This is a genomic window from Actinoplanes sp. NPDC004185 (assembly GCF_053603475.1).
Map to the genome: position 1 here is coordinate 150,007 of NZ_JBSGFR010000004.1, position 12,860 is coordinate 162,866.

Sequence of the window (12,860 nt, forward strand, 5' to 3'; positions counted from 1 at the left end):
CCGCAACCTAGCGAGGGGGTATGACATCGCCCGACCACAAGGCCACCCGGTCTTTGGCGGACTCGTATGCCATCATCGGCGGGCAGTTAGCGAGAGCTCCCTCGGCGTACACGAGCACGGCCTTGCCGAGGGCTGCGCCAAGAGTGCGCAGGAACAGGCAGAAGGCGATCAGCCTCTCCTGGCCCTGAATGTCGTGCAGGCTGACATCGCCCACGATCTCGTCGTGAGTCCACGGCCGGACGATCCACTCCAAGCCGGGGTCGGGCCAAACCCGCAGACTCCGCAGCACGCCCCCCGGATCGAACAGCTCAGCGGCTGCTGCCGGCAGCGGTCGCCGCTCGTCGCCGACCTCGTACTCATACCGCCAGCCCTCGGACCGGATGAGCCCCAACAGCGCTTCCCAGTCGGCGATCGCGGTACCAGCCACCACCACGTCAGGGAGGCTCCCGTTCTGCGACGGGTCGAACCACCCTGCGACGTCGTCCCACCGGATGATCTCCACCCGAGCGATTCTCCTGCCAAGCCTCCCACTGAGGAGTGGCAGCGGCACGACGGCGACTGAAGGTGCGCCACCATGACGAACGCCTGGCCTCGGCATCAGCCGCGACCAGGCGCTTCATATGTGGAGCGGGTGACGGGAATCGAACCCGCACTGTCAGCTTGGGAAGCTGATGTTCTGCCATTGAACTACACCCGCGAGCGGCCCCACTGTACCCGATTCCCGGGCTTCGTGGCGGAGCCGCCCCGAGTAGGCACCGGCCGGACCTGGTGCGGCCCAGCTCCCTCCCGAACCTGGCAGCGCCCCGCGACGCAGAGCGGTGGCCGGCCGGTGCCTACGACCTTGCGGCGGCGACCAGGGGGCGGCCTAAGTTGGCGGCCGGGTCGCGCCACGATCGGGTGATCGGGGGGTATCGCAGAGTCATGGCCAGGGGCAGGGCGCCGGCGGGGCCGTGGCGGCGGAGCATGGCTGTGGTGATGTCGAACTCGAACAGGCGCCAGTCGACCATGGCCGAGGCGCGGAGGGCTTCGGCCAGGTGGTTGATCACCGCGGGGTCGGTCACGGGGTGGGCGTGGCCGGTCACGTACGCCTCGTCGTCGCTTTCCTCCGGTGGGTACGAGTGCAGGGCGTAGCGGCCGTCGCGTTCCAGGTCGCGGCGTTTTGCCGAGTTGACCACGAAGCAGTAGAGGCCTTCGTCGGTGATGACCGGGGACCCGGGGTGCACGCGGGGCCCGCCGTCGGCGCGGACTGTCGCGAGGTAGCCCATGCCGGGGCCGTACTGCTGGAGCAGTGCGCGGACGGCCGCGGCGAGCTCGGGCTCAGCCGCAGCGAATTCGGACCAGGAAGCCATGCGAACATCATATCGAACATATGTTCTAGTCGACCACTGAACACGCACTCCAATGCCGGTCGGTATGGTGTGGCGATGCTGCTCTCCGACCGTGACCTGGTCTCCGAGATCAAGTCGGAAAACCTCGCTCTCGAGCCGTTCGCGCCGGAGCTGATGCAGCCGTCCAGCATCGACGTCCGGCTGGACCGCTTCTTCCGCGTGTTCAACAACCACCTGTACACGCACATCGATCCGGCCGAGCAGCAGGACGACCTGACCGCCGAGGTCGAGACCGCCGACGGCGAGCCGTTCGTGCTGCACCCGGGCGAGTTCGTGCTGGCCTCGACGCTCGAGGTGATCACCCTGGGCGACCAGCTCGCCGGGCGGCTGGAGGGCAAGAGCAGCCTGGGCCGCCTCGGCCTGCTGACCCACTCGACCGCCGGCTTCATCGACCCGGGCTTCTCCGGGCACGTGACGCTGGAGCTGTCCAATGTGGCCAACCTGCCGATCAAGCTGTGGCCGGGCATGAAGATCGGCCAGCTGTGCATCTTCCGCCTGTCGTCCCCGGCGGAGCACCCCTACGGCTCGGCGGTCTACGGCTCGCGCTACCAGGGTCAGCGCGGCCCGACCCCGAGCCGCAGCTACCACAACTTCCGCACCTGGCCGACCACCTGACGGATCCCAAAGCAAGATCAGGATCAAGGTCGAGGTCAAGGGCAGGATCAAGGCCATGTCGTGCCTGGTTGCATGGCACTGACCGTCGCTCCCGCCGAGACCGGGCGAGGGCGGCCAATCGCCTGGCGGCTCATGAACGGCCACCCTCACCCTGCCGGCTGCGTGCTCGCAAGACTCAGGCGCCAGGGAGTGACCCACTCGTTCGGGCGTCGACGATGGGCCGCTACCCGAGCCCACCTTCGTTGCAGACTCGCCCGAGGTGGCGATCAGGCGCCGCGTTCAGAGTCGACGGGAAAAGTGCAGGCCAAGGTGACCCTGACGCGTCTTGGGGCGCGGGCGGCCGTGGTTCGGGCGGGATGATAACGGCGTAAAGCGAATATAATGCCCGAATGATCCAAAACGGTACGATCTTCCGCCTCACCTCGCGTCGCGTTCTTGCCGCCGCTCTGGTGATGGCCGCCTCGGGCGCCCTCGCCGTGAACGCGCAGCCGGCGAGCGCTTCGTCGCACCAGCCTTGCAAGATCGAGAAGCACAGCACCACCGCCGGCATCACCAAGGTCGGTACGGGCACCGCCACCGTCGTCTCCGACGGCGTCAAGCTGACCACCGCCCGGTCCAGCAACGCCGACAAGGTGTCGTGGCGCGACTCCTTCAAGCCGGTGGCGGCCAGCACCGTCACCGAGATGAGCTACGAGACCGTCAAGCTCGACACGACCGCCGGGGACAACAACGTCGTCAACGACGCCGCGCTGCCCTCGTACCAGGTCTTCGTCAAGACGGCCGCCGGCGAGGGTGTGCTCATCTTCGAGCCGTACTACTACCTGGGCTCGATCGGCGCCGGGAACCCGCAGCGCAAGGTCCGCACCGAGTGGAACGTGCTCGACGGTCCGCTGTGGACGTCCTCGACCACGATCGCCGGCCTCCCCAAGACCGCGGGTGGCCCGGCCACCAAGACCTTCGCCCAGGTCGTCGCCGAGAACCCCCGGATGACGGTCACGGGCATCGGCTTCGGGCTCGGCACCTACAACGCCGGAGTGACCGCCGTCCTCGACGAGCAGCGCTTCGCCGCCGCCCGGCAGTGCACCGAGCACCAGTGGTCGTCCGACTTCAGGTCCGGCGGCTGGCGGCACTGAGCACCGGCATCTGACGCAGCGGCCGGGTCCACCAGGACCCGGCCGCGCGCCCGTCCACGTCCTCGTACGATTGCCGCGAGCTTTCCCGCGGCTGAGAGGACACCACCGTGTACCTGATGATCTCGACCTATCGCGCCCCGCTCGAGCAGGTCGACGAGGCCCGGACCGCACACCTCGCCTTCGTCGACGAGTTGCAGCGGGCCGGTGTGCTGGTCTCCGCCGGCCGCCAGGACCCGCCGGTCGGCGGCATCCTCCTGCTCGACGTCGAGTCCGAGGCCCGGGCGCACGAGCTGCTCGCCGACGACCCCTACGTGCTCCGGGGCCTGGCCGACTACACCGCGACCGGCTGGCAGCCCACCCGCGGCGTCCTGGCTGACTGGAAGAGCCCCACCGCCTGAGGCAAGCCGGTGGGAAAGGCCTAACTGACGCCGATCTCGCCGAGGGCGCGCAGCGCGTTCCCCTCGGCGATCTCCCGCATGAACTCCGCATGCGGAAAGTCGCCCTCGATGAGCTGCAGCGGCCCGGCGACCAGCGACAGGTAGTGCACAAGCCGATAGAGCGCCAGCCGAGCCGGATCCAGCTCCACCGTGCGCAGCACTGGATACAGCGAACCGAAGCGCAGCTCCAGGAACGCGTGTTCCCACTCCACGTCGAAGAACATCGTCGCCTCGATGTCGATCAGGACCGGTTCGCCGCCGGGGCCGATCAGGACGTGGTCGGGGCCCAGTTCACCGTGGATCAGGCCGTACCCGGATCGGGGTCGCACGGCCTCGAAGCGCGTGTGCAGCTCTTCCTCCAGCCGGCCGCGCACCGCCGCGATCCGCGGGTCCCGCGCCGCCGCCTCGACCAGCGAGTTGAGGCCGCGTTGCCGGGCGAAGCCGGCCGGGGTCTCGCCGGGAAAGCCGAAGGTCGGCGCCTGATGGCGGTGCATCGTCCGGAGCATCTCGGCCAACCGGCCGAGGGCTGCACGCCCGGCCGCCGGATCGCGCTTCAGCAGTGCCTCCAGCGTGCCGCCGCGGATGTCCTCGACCAGCGCGCGGTCCGGACCCATCATCACGATTTCCGGTACGCGCACCCCGAGCTCCCGCAGCAGCTCATGGCACCGGACAAATCCGTCACGCCCCGCGTCGGCCTGGAACGGTCCGACGTCGAGCCCGGTCTGCGCGGGCCAGAAGTTCTCCTCCGCCGCCCAGCGGTACAGCAGCACGGTCGACCCGTCGTCGAGGGTCAGCCGGTAGACACCCTTGGTGGTGCCGCCGGCGAGGCGGGACAACTCCCGGAGCCGGCGGTCGGTGCCGTACGTGTCGCGTACGAGATTCTGCAGGTCTGCCGGGGTCACGAAAGCGCGCACCCGGTCATTGTGGGTGACCGGGTCACGCGCGGTGCGAGCGGAGCCGGCCGACCTCACCCATGATCGTGTTGATCAGCAGGGTGTTGAGCAGGACGCCGGCCGCGACGCTCAGCCACAGCATGGCGATGGCCAGCCAGCCGTCGCCGAGCAGGAAGACCGGCGCGAAGATGATCGAGACCGGCGCGGTGAGGCCGATCAGGTAGACCGCGGCCGACGACGGCTCGTGGTTGCCGGTGGCGAGGTTCCCGCCGACCAGGATGACCGAGGTGACCGCGACGGCGAACAGGTAGACGCGGGTGGTCCAGGTGCCGAGGAAGAAATTGGTCATGCGGTCCATCGTGGTGAGGCCGCCGGGCGCCCTCCTGAGTAGCGCTACTCAGCAGAGCCCGGTACTCAGCTCAGATCCGCGCCGGTGAGCAGCCCACGGATGTTCAGCTCCGCCGCGACCGCCGGGTCGCACTCGTCGACGATGACCGCCGTACCGATGATCGTCGCGCCCAGCGCCGCGATCAGGTCCTGCAGACCGCGGGCCTGGGCGCCGGTGACCGCCCAGTCGTCCACCACCAGCACCCGGTCGGCCGGGCCGATCAATCGGGTACGCACGCCGAGCTGCTGGCCGGCCCCGCGGTGATCGGCCGGCACCCGGGCCCACGTCATCGGCTCGGCGATCGGCAGCCGCGCCCCCGCCCGGTACGCCTCCACGAAGCCCACCCCCAGCGCGCGGGCCGCCAGCGGGCCGACGAGGAAGCCGGTCACCTCCGGCGAGACCACCACCGTGGGCGTGGCGTCCGGAAAAAGTCCGGCCAGTCCCGGACCGAGGCCGTCGAGCACGAACGGGTCGCGCCACCAGCCGGATCGGTCGCTGACGAGCAGATCGGTGCCCGGACCGGGGTCGGTCCAACGGAATCCGGCGCGAAGCCGGTCACGCAGGTCGGATGCCACAGCGTCATGGTGTCACCGCGGGCGCGGCACCCCGGCGCCGAGTGGGCAGAACCCGCTCAGACTAGGGGTCAAGTTGATGCAGCCGCCCACGTGGATCAGGCATGCTGTTCGGCGTACCCATGCCGATTCTCCCGGCGGGCCGCCGCCCGCTCAGCCCAGCATCCCGCGCCGGCCTCGGCGCGGCCCTCGTGCTGCTCGCTGTCGTGTCGGGCGTGGAGGTCGCGGACGGCCCGCAGGCCAACTTCGTCGGGCTCTACGCCGCCGTGCCGTTCCTGGCCGCCGTGTTCGCCTACTGGCAGACCGTGCTGGCCGTCGGCGCGATCGCGACGATCGTCGGGATGATCTTCGCCGGCACCGACGGGCGTTTCGACACCGTCGGGATGGTCAACGTGGTCGGCATCACACTGGCCACCGGGATCGCCGCGGCGGTCGCGACCATCCGGCAGCGCAAGGACAATCGCATCGCCGAGCTGCTGCGCCTGGCGGCGGTCGCCCAGCAGGCCGTGCTGCGCCCGCTCGGCCCGCAGGTCGGCAACCTCGCGGTGGCGGGCCGCTACATCTCCGCGACGGCCGCGGCGGACATCGGGGGAGACCTCTACGAGGCCCTGGACACCCCGTACGGCGTACGGATCATCATCGGCGATGTGCGGGGCAAGGGCCTGGACGCGGTCCGGCTGGCCAGCATCGTCCTGGGCTCGTACCGGCACGTGGCGTTCGAGCGGGCCGACCTGCGGTCCATCGTCACGGATCTGGACCGGGCCGTGGCCCGCAGCGTGGGTGACGAGGACTTCGTGACCGCCGCGCTGGTCGAGGAGCGGGGCGGCACGCTGACCATCGTCAACTGTGGACACCCGGCTCCGCTGCTGCTGCGGCGCGGGCAGGTCATCGCCCTCGATCCGCCGGCGCCGGCGCCGCCGCTGGGGTTCATGCCGGTGGCCCGGCCCCGGGTGGAGCGGCTGGAGCCGGGGGACAGGCTGCTGCTGTTCACCGACGGCCTGGGCGAGGCGCGCCGGGACGGCGAGTTCTTCCCGACCGCGGACCGGGCCTGGCGGCTGCTGGGTCACGGCACGGTCGGGGACGGCCTGGCATCGCTCGAGACCGCCTTGGTCGACTGGGTGCACGGGCAGCTGGAGGACGACATCGCCCTGGTCCTGCTGGAGTACACCGGCCCGGACGGCAGTGAGTCCGTGGCCATGCCGAGCTGGGAGGTCGGCGCGGCGGGGAGCTAGTCCCCGGTTTTGTCCGGCTCGGCCGGCGCGGTCTCCGGCGTCTGCGTCTCGGCCGCCGGCACAGGCACCACGGCAACGGCGGCGCGTGCGGCGATCGTCTCCGGCTGACGGTGCCGTCCCACATAGTGGCGCGGCTGGTCCGCCTGCCGGGGCTCCGGAATCAGACTCTTGATCGTGGCGAACATACTGACCTCCCCGGGTCGGGCGTACGTTTCGTCGCGTACATCCGGAGCAACGACGGGCTGGGCCCGTCGATACGTCCCGGCGGCGCGGCGACTTGCAAATGACCGAACGGTTGCCCCGGTTGCCACCTGATCGGAGACGTTTGACCCCCAACCCGACGGACAGCAAATGATCGAAGCGGACTTGTTGGGCCCTACCCATGGGTAATACAGTGTTGGTTACTGACGGGTAACTCGCGTCCTGAGAGCGGGGCCAAGAACACATGAGTCACTACAAGAGCAACCTGCGCGACCTCGAGTTCAACCTCTTCGAGGTCTTCGGGGCGGATCGTGCTTTCGGCCAGGCGCCGTTCGACGGCATCGACGCCGAGACCGCACGCGACGTGCTCGCGGAGGTCAACCGCCTCGCTCGCGAGGACCTCGCGGCCAGCTACATCGAGGCCGACCGCAACCCGCCGCGCTTCGACCCGGCGACGAACACCGCGGATCTGCCCGAGGCCTTCAAGAAGTCGTACGCGGCGTTCATGGCGTCCGAGTTCTGGCGCCTAGACCTGCCCGAGGCCCTGGGTGGCACCCTCGCCCCACGGGCGCTGTGGTGGGCCATCGCCGAGCAGATCCTGGGTTCCAACGCCCCGGTGTGGATGTACTCGTCCGGTCCTTCCTTCGCGCACGTCGTGCACGTCGAGGGCACCGAGGAGCAGAAGAAGTGGGCGAAGCTCTTCGTCGACAAGCAGTGGGGCTCGACGATGGTGCTCACCGAGCCCGACGCCGGCTCCGACGTCGGCGCCGGCCGCACCCGGGCCATCCCGCAGCCCGACGGCTCCTGGCACATCGAGGGCGTCAAGCGCTTCATCACCTCGGGTGAGCACGACCTGAGCGACAACATCATCCACTACGTGCTGGCCCGCCCGGTCGGCGTCGAGGGTGTCGGCGGCCCGGGCACCAAGGGCCTGTCGCTGTTCATCGTGCCGAAGTTCCACTTCGACCCCGAGACCGGCGAGCTGGGCGAGCGCAACGGCGTCTACGCCACCAACGTCGAGCACAAGATGGGCCTGAAGGTCTCCAACACCTGCGAGATGACCTTCGGCGAGGGTGCGCCGGCCAAGGGCTGGCTGCTCGGCGACGTGCACCAGGGCATCCGGCAGATGTTCATGATCATCGAGTACGCCCGGATGATGGTCGGCACGAAGGCGATCGCCACCCTCTCCACCGGTTACCTGAACGCGCTGGAGTACGCCAAGAACCGCGTCCAGGGCGCCGACCTGGTGCAGAACACGAACAAGGCCGCCCCGCGCGTCACGATCACCCACCACCCGGACGTACGCCGCTCGCTGATGCTGCAGAAGGCGTACGCGGAGGGTCTGCGCTCGCTGGTCATCTACACGGCGACCTGGCAGGACAAGGTCTACATCGCGCAGGCCGCCGGGGACAAGGAAGGCGAGGAGCTGGCGGAGCGGATCAACGACCTGCTGCTTCCGCTGGTCAAGGGCGTCGGCTCGGAGCGGGCGTACGAGCTGCTGGGCCACGAGTCGCTGCAGACCTTCGGTGGCTCCGGCTTCCTGCAGGACTACCCGCTGGAGCAGTACGTCCGCGACGCCAAGATCGACACCCTGTACGAGGGCACCACGGCGATCCAGAGCCTGGACCTGATCTTCCGCAAGATCGTCAAGGACCAGGGTCAGGCCCTCGCCGCGCTCGCCACCGAGATGCAGGAGTTCATCGAGAGCGAGGCCGGCAACGGTCAGCTCAAGGTCGAGCGCGCGTCGCTCGGCAAGGCGCTCGGCGAGCTGCAGGCCATCCTCGGCATCCAGATGGGCTGGCTGCAGGCGGTGCAGGGCGGCGACACCCGCGAGCTGTACAAGGTCGGTCTCACGTCCCGCCGGGTGCTGCTCGCCCTGGGTGACGTGGTCGTCTCGTGGCTGCTCCTGCGCGGCGCCGAGGCCTCCCTCAAGGCGCTGGGTGCCGAGGTGAGCCCGGCCGACAAGACCTTCTACGAGGGCAAGATCGCCGCGGCCCGGTTCTTCGCCCGCGAGGTGCTGCCCCGCATCGGCTCGGACCGCCGGATCATCGAGAACACCACCCTCGACGTGATGGACCTGCCCGAAGAGGCGTTCTGATCTCCACCTTCTCCTGAGACGGCGGAAGCCGGCGGACAATGACGTCCGCCGGCTTTCGGCTATCCGCGGGCGGTGTGTTCGGCGACGAGGGGCATCGTGAACGGCTCGGTCTGCGACCAGGACCCCTCGGCCCGGTGCACCGCGAGCCCGGCGGTCCGCAGCGCGGTCAGCTGGGCCTCCCCGTCGTACGGGCGCAGCAGGATCGACACATCGGACATCGTGGGGTTGTGCCCGATGACCAGCACGGTGCGCACCGCGTCCGGCACGGCCCGGAGCAGATCGATGACCTCAGTGCGGCCGCCGTCGTAGAGCCGCTGCTCGTAGTGCACTTCGGGGCTGTGCGACTCCGGATCGGCCTGCGCGAGCGCCACCGACACGCCCTGCCAGGTCTGCCTCGTCCGGCGCGCCGACGAGCACAGCACCAGGTCCGGACGCAGCCGTTTGTCGGCCAGCCAGGCGCCGGCCGCATCGGCATCGGCGTCGCCCTTCTCGGTGAGCCGGCGCTCGAAATCGGGCAGCTCACCGGGGGTTTCGGCCTTGGCGTGCCGCAGCAGGACCAACGTCCGCACAGTCATGTGTCCAGCTTGCCTGATTGAGGAATCCGCCGCCTGGGTAGACACCCCCATCGACGTATTGCCGCGGCTCGGTGCGGCAGCCACGAGCCATGGGAGGCCATTCATGGGCATCGGCGGAAGTATTTTCCTACTCGCGCTGGGAGCGATCCTGGCGTTCGCTGTCAACGCGGACATCAGCGGTCTGGACATCAACGTCGTCGGCTACGTACTCATGCTGGCGGGCCTCATCGGCCTGGCCATCACGCTCTGGTACTGGAACAGCCGTCGCCGTCCTGCCGCCGCCGTGCAGCAGCGGCCGGTCGTCACCAACGACCCGGCCTACCGTGACGGTGAGGTCGTGCAGGAGTACCGCGAGACCACCCGTCGCGAGCCCCCGCCCCCGCCGCCGTACGGCGCCTGACAGCAGGCGACTGGGAGTGCCACCGGACCGGTGGCACTCCCTTCGTCGTGCCCGGAGCCGGAATCAGGCCAGCTGGGCGCGGATCGCGTCGGCCAGCGGGGTGGCCGGGCGGCCGAGCAGGTGGGCCAGGTCCTCGGTGCCGGTGTACAGCGCACCGGAGGCGGCGTGGTGGTCCGAGTCGGCCAGGACGGCGGCGAATCCCTCCGGCAGGCCGACGCCGACCAGGAACTCGACGTACTTGTCCTGCGGCAGGTTGGTGTAGGTCACCTCGCGGCCGGACTGGCGGGAGACCTCGGCGGCGAGCTCGGCCAGCGTGACGCCTTCGCCGCCCAGCTCGTACACCTGCTTGTCGTGCTGGTCCGCGAGCACCGCCGCGGCCGCCGCCTCGGCCAGGTCGGCCCGGGTGGCCAGGCTGAGCTTGCCGTCGCCGGCCGCACCGACCAGGCCGTGCTCGAGGGCGCCGCGCAGGTCGTAGTTCTCCAGGTACCAGCCGTTGCGCAGGATCACCGACGGGATGCCGGAGGCGGCGAGGGCCCGCTCGGTGGCGAGGTGCTCGGTGGCCAGGATCATGCCGGACGAGTCGGCGTGCGGCGCGCTGGTGTAGACGATGAGGCCGATCCCGGCGTCCTTGGCCGCGTCGACCACGTTCTGGTGCTGCGGGATGCGCTTGCCGGGCTCGCTGGCCGAGACGAAGAGCAGCTTGTCGGCGCCGGCGAAGACCTTTCGCAGGGATTCCGGCTCGTCGTACGAGGCGTACTGGACGCGTACGCCACGGTCGGCGAGGTCCTGGATCTTCTCGATGCTGCGGCCGATCGCCACGATCTGGTCGGCGGGCACACCGCGCGAGAGCAGGGACTCGACGGCGTGGCGGCCGAAATGCCCGGTGGCGCCGGTGACGACGATGGTCATGCGAACTCCTCAACAAGCGTTTCCGACGGCCGGTCGACCGTCCCCTGGCACAACTGCGCAGCTCGAGGCTTACTTCCCATGAGATAGAGAGCACCTTGAAGTGCAGTACACACCTGAGGGATAGTTTCCTGGTGGAAGCCGACGTGTACGCCAAGAACTGCCCCAGCCGTCAGCTGCTGGACCGCATCGGTGACGCCTGGAGCGTGCTGATCGTCGCATCGCTGGCCGACGGCGCGATGCGCTACACCGAACTCAGTCACCGCATCTCCGGCATCAGCCCCAAGATGCTGACCCAGACCCTGCGCGCCCTGGAACGCGACGGCCTGGTCACCCGGACCGTCTACCCGGTGGTGCCGCCCCGCGTCGACTACGCCCTGACCTCGCTCGGGCGCAGCCTGCTGAGTTTGGTCGACGCGCTGCAGGAGTGGGCGGAGAAGCACATCGCGGACGTGATCGACGCCCGCCAGGCTTACGACGCGCGGGACTGAAGCCACTCCAGGGCCGCTCCGGCGGAGGTGAGGATCGAGATGTGCCCGTCCTCCGGGCGCAGCCACAGCTCGGCGGCCGGACAGTGCCCGGCGAGCCAGACGCCGTGCGAACCGGGCACCATCAGATCCGCGCCGCCGTGCACGACCAGCAGCGGAGCGGTGACAGTGGCCGGGTCGAAGCCCCACGGCGCGACGTAGGCCAGATCGTCGTCGATCAGCGCGGCCGGGCCGGCGGCCAGCGCCGGGCGCACCACGTCGAGGATCCAGGACCACTCGCCGGCGAACATGGCCTCGTCACGATCGGTGAAGCCGGGCTCGGCGTCGGTGACTGTGGCCTCGTGGTGCTCCTTGGCGGTCCGGCCCTGGGCCGCCGCGCGCAGCGAGGCGACGCTGGAGGGCGCCATCCCGGCGAACCAGTCCAGCCCCTCAGCACCGTAGGGGGCAAGCCCGGAGAGCGTCGCCACTGCGGTGACGCGGTCCGGAAGCAGGGCGGCGCAGGCCAGGGCGTGCGGGCCGCCACCGGAATGACCCATGGCGGCGAAGCGGCCGAGGCCGAGCTCGTCCGCGACGGCGGCGACATCGCCGGCGGCCGACGCGATGTCCCGGTCCGGGCGCGGGGTGGAGCCGCCGTAACCCGGCCGGTCGTACGAGAGCCAGCGGACCCCGTCCCGCATCAGTGGTACGGGCGGCGCACCGAGATTCGGGGTGCCGTGGAACCAGAAGACCGGCGTGCCGTCCCCGCCCGTGTCGTACGCGTGCAGCGTGCGGCCGTCGCCGAGCTTCAGGTCGAACTCCGTGCCGGTCGTCATGGGCCCTAAGCGAAGAGCGCGAAGTAGATCGCGATGTGGTGGCAGAGGGCGGCCAGCAGGGTGCAGGCGTGGAAGAACTCGTGGTGGCCGAAGACGTCCGGCCACGGGTTCGGCCGGCGCATGGCGTAGAAGACCGCGCCGGCGCTGTAGATGACCCCGCCGGCCGCCAGCAGCACCAGGTCGGCCACGCCGCCGTTGCGCAGGATGTCCGGCATGATGGCCACCGCACCCCAGCCCAGCGCCAGGTAGAGCGGTGCGCCCACCCAGCGGGGCAGATGCGGCCAGATGCTTTTGAGAGCTACACCGCCGATGGCGCCGGTCCAGATCAGCGCGAGCAGCAGGGTCGCTTTGTCCCGCTCCAGCAGCAGCACACAGAACGGCGTGTAGGTCCCGGCGATGAAAATGAAGATCATCGAATGGTCCAGGCGCCGCATCACCTGGTAGCCGCGCTCGCCCCACTGGCGGCGGTGGTAGAGGGCGCTGATGCCGAACAACCCGCACACCGTGACGCTGTAGATCAAGGTGCTCACGAAGGGTGCGATGCCGGGACGGGTCGCGGCGATGGAACACAGCACCACGCCGCAGACCAGGGCGACGAAGAACGCGTACTGGTGCAGCCGGCCGCGCAAACGCGGCTTGCCGATGGCGGCAGGCTTCATCTGGAACGGGGCTTCGGGCGTCACGGCTCCAGGTTACGACACCGTAGGTTACTGATCGGTAGT

General features: G+C 69.8%; 17 protein-coding genes and 1 tRNA gene. 7 read left to right on the plus strand and 11 right to left on the minus strand.

What is annotated here, in order from left to right; translation table 11 throughout:
* Positions 1-7 precede the first annotated feature (7 nt).
* From ACWEOZ_RS05930 to ACWEOZ_RS05940, 3 genes are all read right to left on the minus strand, one after another.
* Entirely contained in the window at positions 8-502 is a 495-nt protein-coding gene (locus tag ACWEOZ_RS05930) for a hypothetical protein (RefSeq protein ID WP_451909619.1), read from the minus strand.
* A gap of 121 nt (positions 503-623) precedes the next feature.
* Positions 624-697: transfer RNA gene (locus ACWEOZ_RS05935), tRNA-Gly, on the minus strand.
* Positions 698-833: 136 nt separating this feature from the next.
* Positions 834-1,349 (minus strand): pyridoxamine 5'-phosphate oxidase family protein, encoded by a 516-nt coding sequence (locus ACWEOZ_RS05940; protein ID WP_451909620.1) that lies wholly within the window; start codon positions 1,347-1,349, stop codon positions 834-836.
* 75 nt (positions 1,350-1,424) lie between these two features.
* Between ACWEOZ_RS05940 and dcd the strand changes: the two genes are divergently transcribed.
* The 3 genes from dcd to ACWEOZ_RS05955 all read left to right on the plus strand — a co-directional run bounded on the left by dcd (position 1,425) and on the right by ACWEOZ_RS05955 (position 3,534).
* A complete protein-coding gene (gene dcd, locus ACWEOZ_RS05945; protein ID WP_451909621.1) occupies positions 1,425-2,003 on the plus strand; it encodes a dCTP deaminase in 579 nt (192 codons plus the stop codon).
* Positions 2,004-2,392: 389 nt separating this feature from the next.
* A complete protein-coding gene (locus ACWEOZ_RS05950; RefSeq protein ID WP_451909622.1) occupies positions 2,393-3,136 on the plus strand; it encodes a hypothetical protein in 744 nt (247 codons plus the stop codon).
* Positions 3,137-3,252: 116 nt separating this feature from the next.
* Entirely contained in the window at positions 3,253-3,534 is a 282-nt protein-coding gene (locus tag ACWEOZ_RS05955) for a YciI family protein (protein WP_451909623.1), read from the plus strand.
* Positions 3,535-3,554: 20 nt separating this feature from the next.
* On the opposite strand, the gene ACWEOZ_RS05960 is transcribed toward ACWEOZ_RS05955, so the two are convergent.
* The 3 genes from ACWEOZ_RS05960 to ACWEOZ_RS05970 all read right to left on the minus strand — a co-directional run bounded on the left by ACWEOZ_RS05960 (position 3,555) and on the right by ACWEOZ_RS05970 (position 5,429).
* Positions 3,555-4,487, minus strand: coding sequence for a phosphotransferase (locus tag ACWEOZ_RS05960; protein ID WP_451909624.1), 933 nt, complete (start codon positions 4,485-4,487; stop codon positions 3,555-3,557).
* Between the two features lie 22 nt (positions 4,488-4,509).
* Positions 4,510-4,815, minus strand: coding sequence for an SCO4225 family membrane protein (locus tag ACWEOZ_RS05965; RefSeq protein WP_451909625.1), 306 nt, complete (start codon positions 4,813-4,815; stop codon positions 4,510-4,512).
* Between the two features lie 65 nt (positions 4,816-4,880).
* Positions 4,881-5,429 (minus strand): phosphoribosyltransferase, encoded by a 549-nt coding sequence (locus tag ACWEOZ_RS05970; RefSeq protein WP_451909626.1) that lies wholly within the window; start codon positions 5,427-5,429, stop codon positions 4,881-4,883.
* Positions 5,430-5,530: 101 nt separating this feature from the next.
* Here ACWEOZ_RS05970 and ACWEOZ_RS05975 point away from each other — a divergent pair, with 101 nt between their 5' ends.
* Positions 5,531-6,658 (plus strand): PP2C family protein-serine/threonine phosphatase, encoded by a 1,128-nt coding sequence (locus tag ACWEOZ_RS05975; protein ID WP_451909627.1) that lies wholly within the window; start codon positions 5,531-5,533, stop codon positions 6,656-6,658.
* On the opposite strand, the gene ACWEOZ_RS05980 is transcribed toward ACWEOZ_RS05975, so the two are convergent.
* Positions 6,655-6,843 (minus strand): hypothetical protein, encoded by a 189-nt coding sequence (locus ACWEOZ_RS05980; RefSeq protein WP_451909628.1) that lies wholly within the window; start codon positions 6,841-6,843, stop codon positions 6,655-6,657. The genes ACWEOZ_RS05975 and ACWEOZ_RS05980 overlap by 4 nt on opposite strands.
* A 260-nt stretch (positions 6,844-7,103) precedes the next feature.
* On the opposite strand from ACWEOZ_RS05980, the gene ACWEOZ_RS05985 reads away from it, so the two are divergent.
* Positions 7,104-8,957: an acyl-CoA dehydrogenase gene (locus ACWEOZ_RS05985; protein ID WP_451909629.1), complete on the plus strand. Its 1,854-nt coding sequence runs from the start codon at positions 7,104-7,106 to the stop codon at positions 8,955-8,957.
* Between the two features lie 59 nt (positions 8,958-9,016).
* Here the strand turns inward: ACWEOZ_RS05985 and ACWEOZ_RS05990 are convergent, their stop codons facing one another.
* Complete coding sequence (locus ACWEOZ_RS05990) at positions 9,017-9,532, minus strand: SixA phosphatase family protein (protein WP_451909630.1); 516 nt, start codon at positions 9,530-9,532, stop codon at positions 9,017-9,019.
* A 103-nt stretch (positions 9,533-9,635) separates the two neighbouring features.
* Between ACWEOZ_RS05990 and ACWEOZ_RS05995 the strand changes: the two genes are divergently transcribed.
* Complete coding sequence (locus ACWEOZ_RS05995) at positions 9,636-9,932, plus strand: DUF6458 family protein (RefSeq protein WP_360546830.1); 297 nt, start codon at positions 9,636-9,638, stop codon at positions 9,930-9,932.
* Between the two features lie 63 nt (positions 9,933-9,995).
* Here the strand turns inward: ACWEOZ_RS05995 and ACWEOZ_RS06000 are convergent, their stop codons facing one another.
* Positions 9,996-10,841, minus strand: coding sequence for an SDR family oxidoreductase (locus ACWEOZ_RS06000; protein WP_451909631.1), 846 nt, complete (start codon positions 10,839-10,841; stop codon positions 9,996-9,998).
* A gap of 131 nt (positions 10,842-10,972) precedes the next feature.
* Between ACWEOZ_RS06000 and ACWEOZ_RS06005 the strand changes: the two genes are divergently transcribed.
* Positions 10,973-11,329 carry a winged helix-turn-helix transcriptional regulator gene (locus tag ACWEOZ_RS06005; protein WP_451909632.1) on the plus strand — a complete coding sequence of 119 codons (357 nt, stop codon included), beginning with the start codon at positions 10,973-10,975 and terminating at the stop codon, positions 11,327-11,329.
* Here the strand turns inward: ACWEOZ_RS06005 and ACWEOZ_RS06010 are convergent.
* Positions 11,311-12,138 (minus strand): alpha/beta fold hydrolase, encoded by an 828-nt coding sequence (locus ACWEOZ_RS06010; protein WP_451909633.1) that lies wholly within the window; start codon positions 12,136-12,138, stop codon positions 11,311-11,313. The genes ACWEOZ_RS06005 and ACWEOZ_RS06010 overlap by 19 nt on opposite strands.
* Before the next feature lie 5 nt (positions 12,139-12,143).
* A complete protein-coding gene (trhA, locus tag ACWEOZ_RS06015) occupies positions 12,144-12,797 on the minus strand; it encodes a PAQR family membrane homeostasis protein TrhA (protein WP_451909723.1) in 654 nt (217 codons plus the stop codon).
* Between the last annotated feature and the right edge of the window lie 63 nt (positions 12,798-12,860).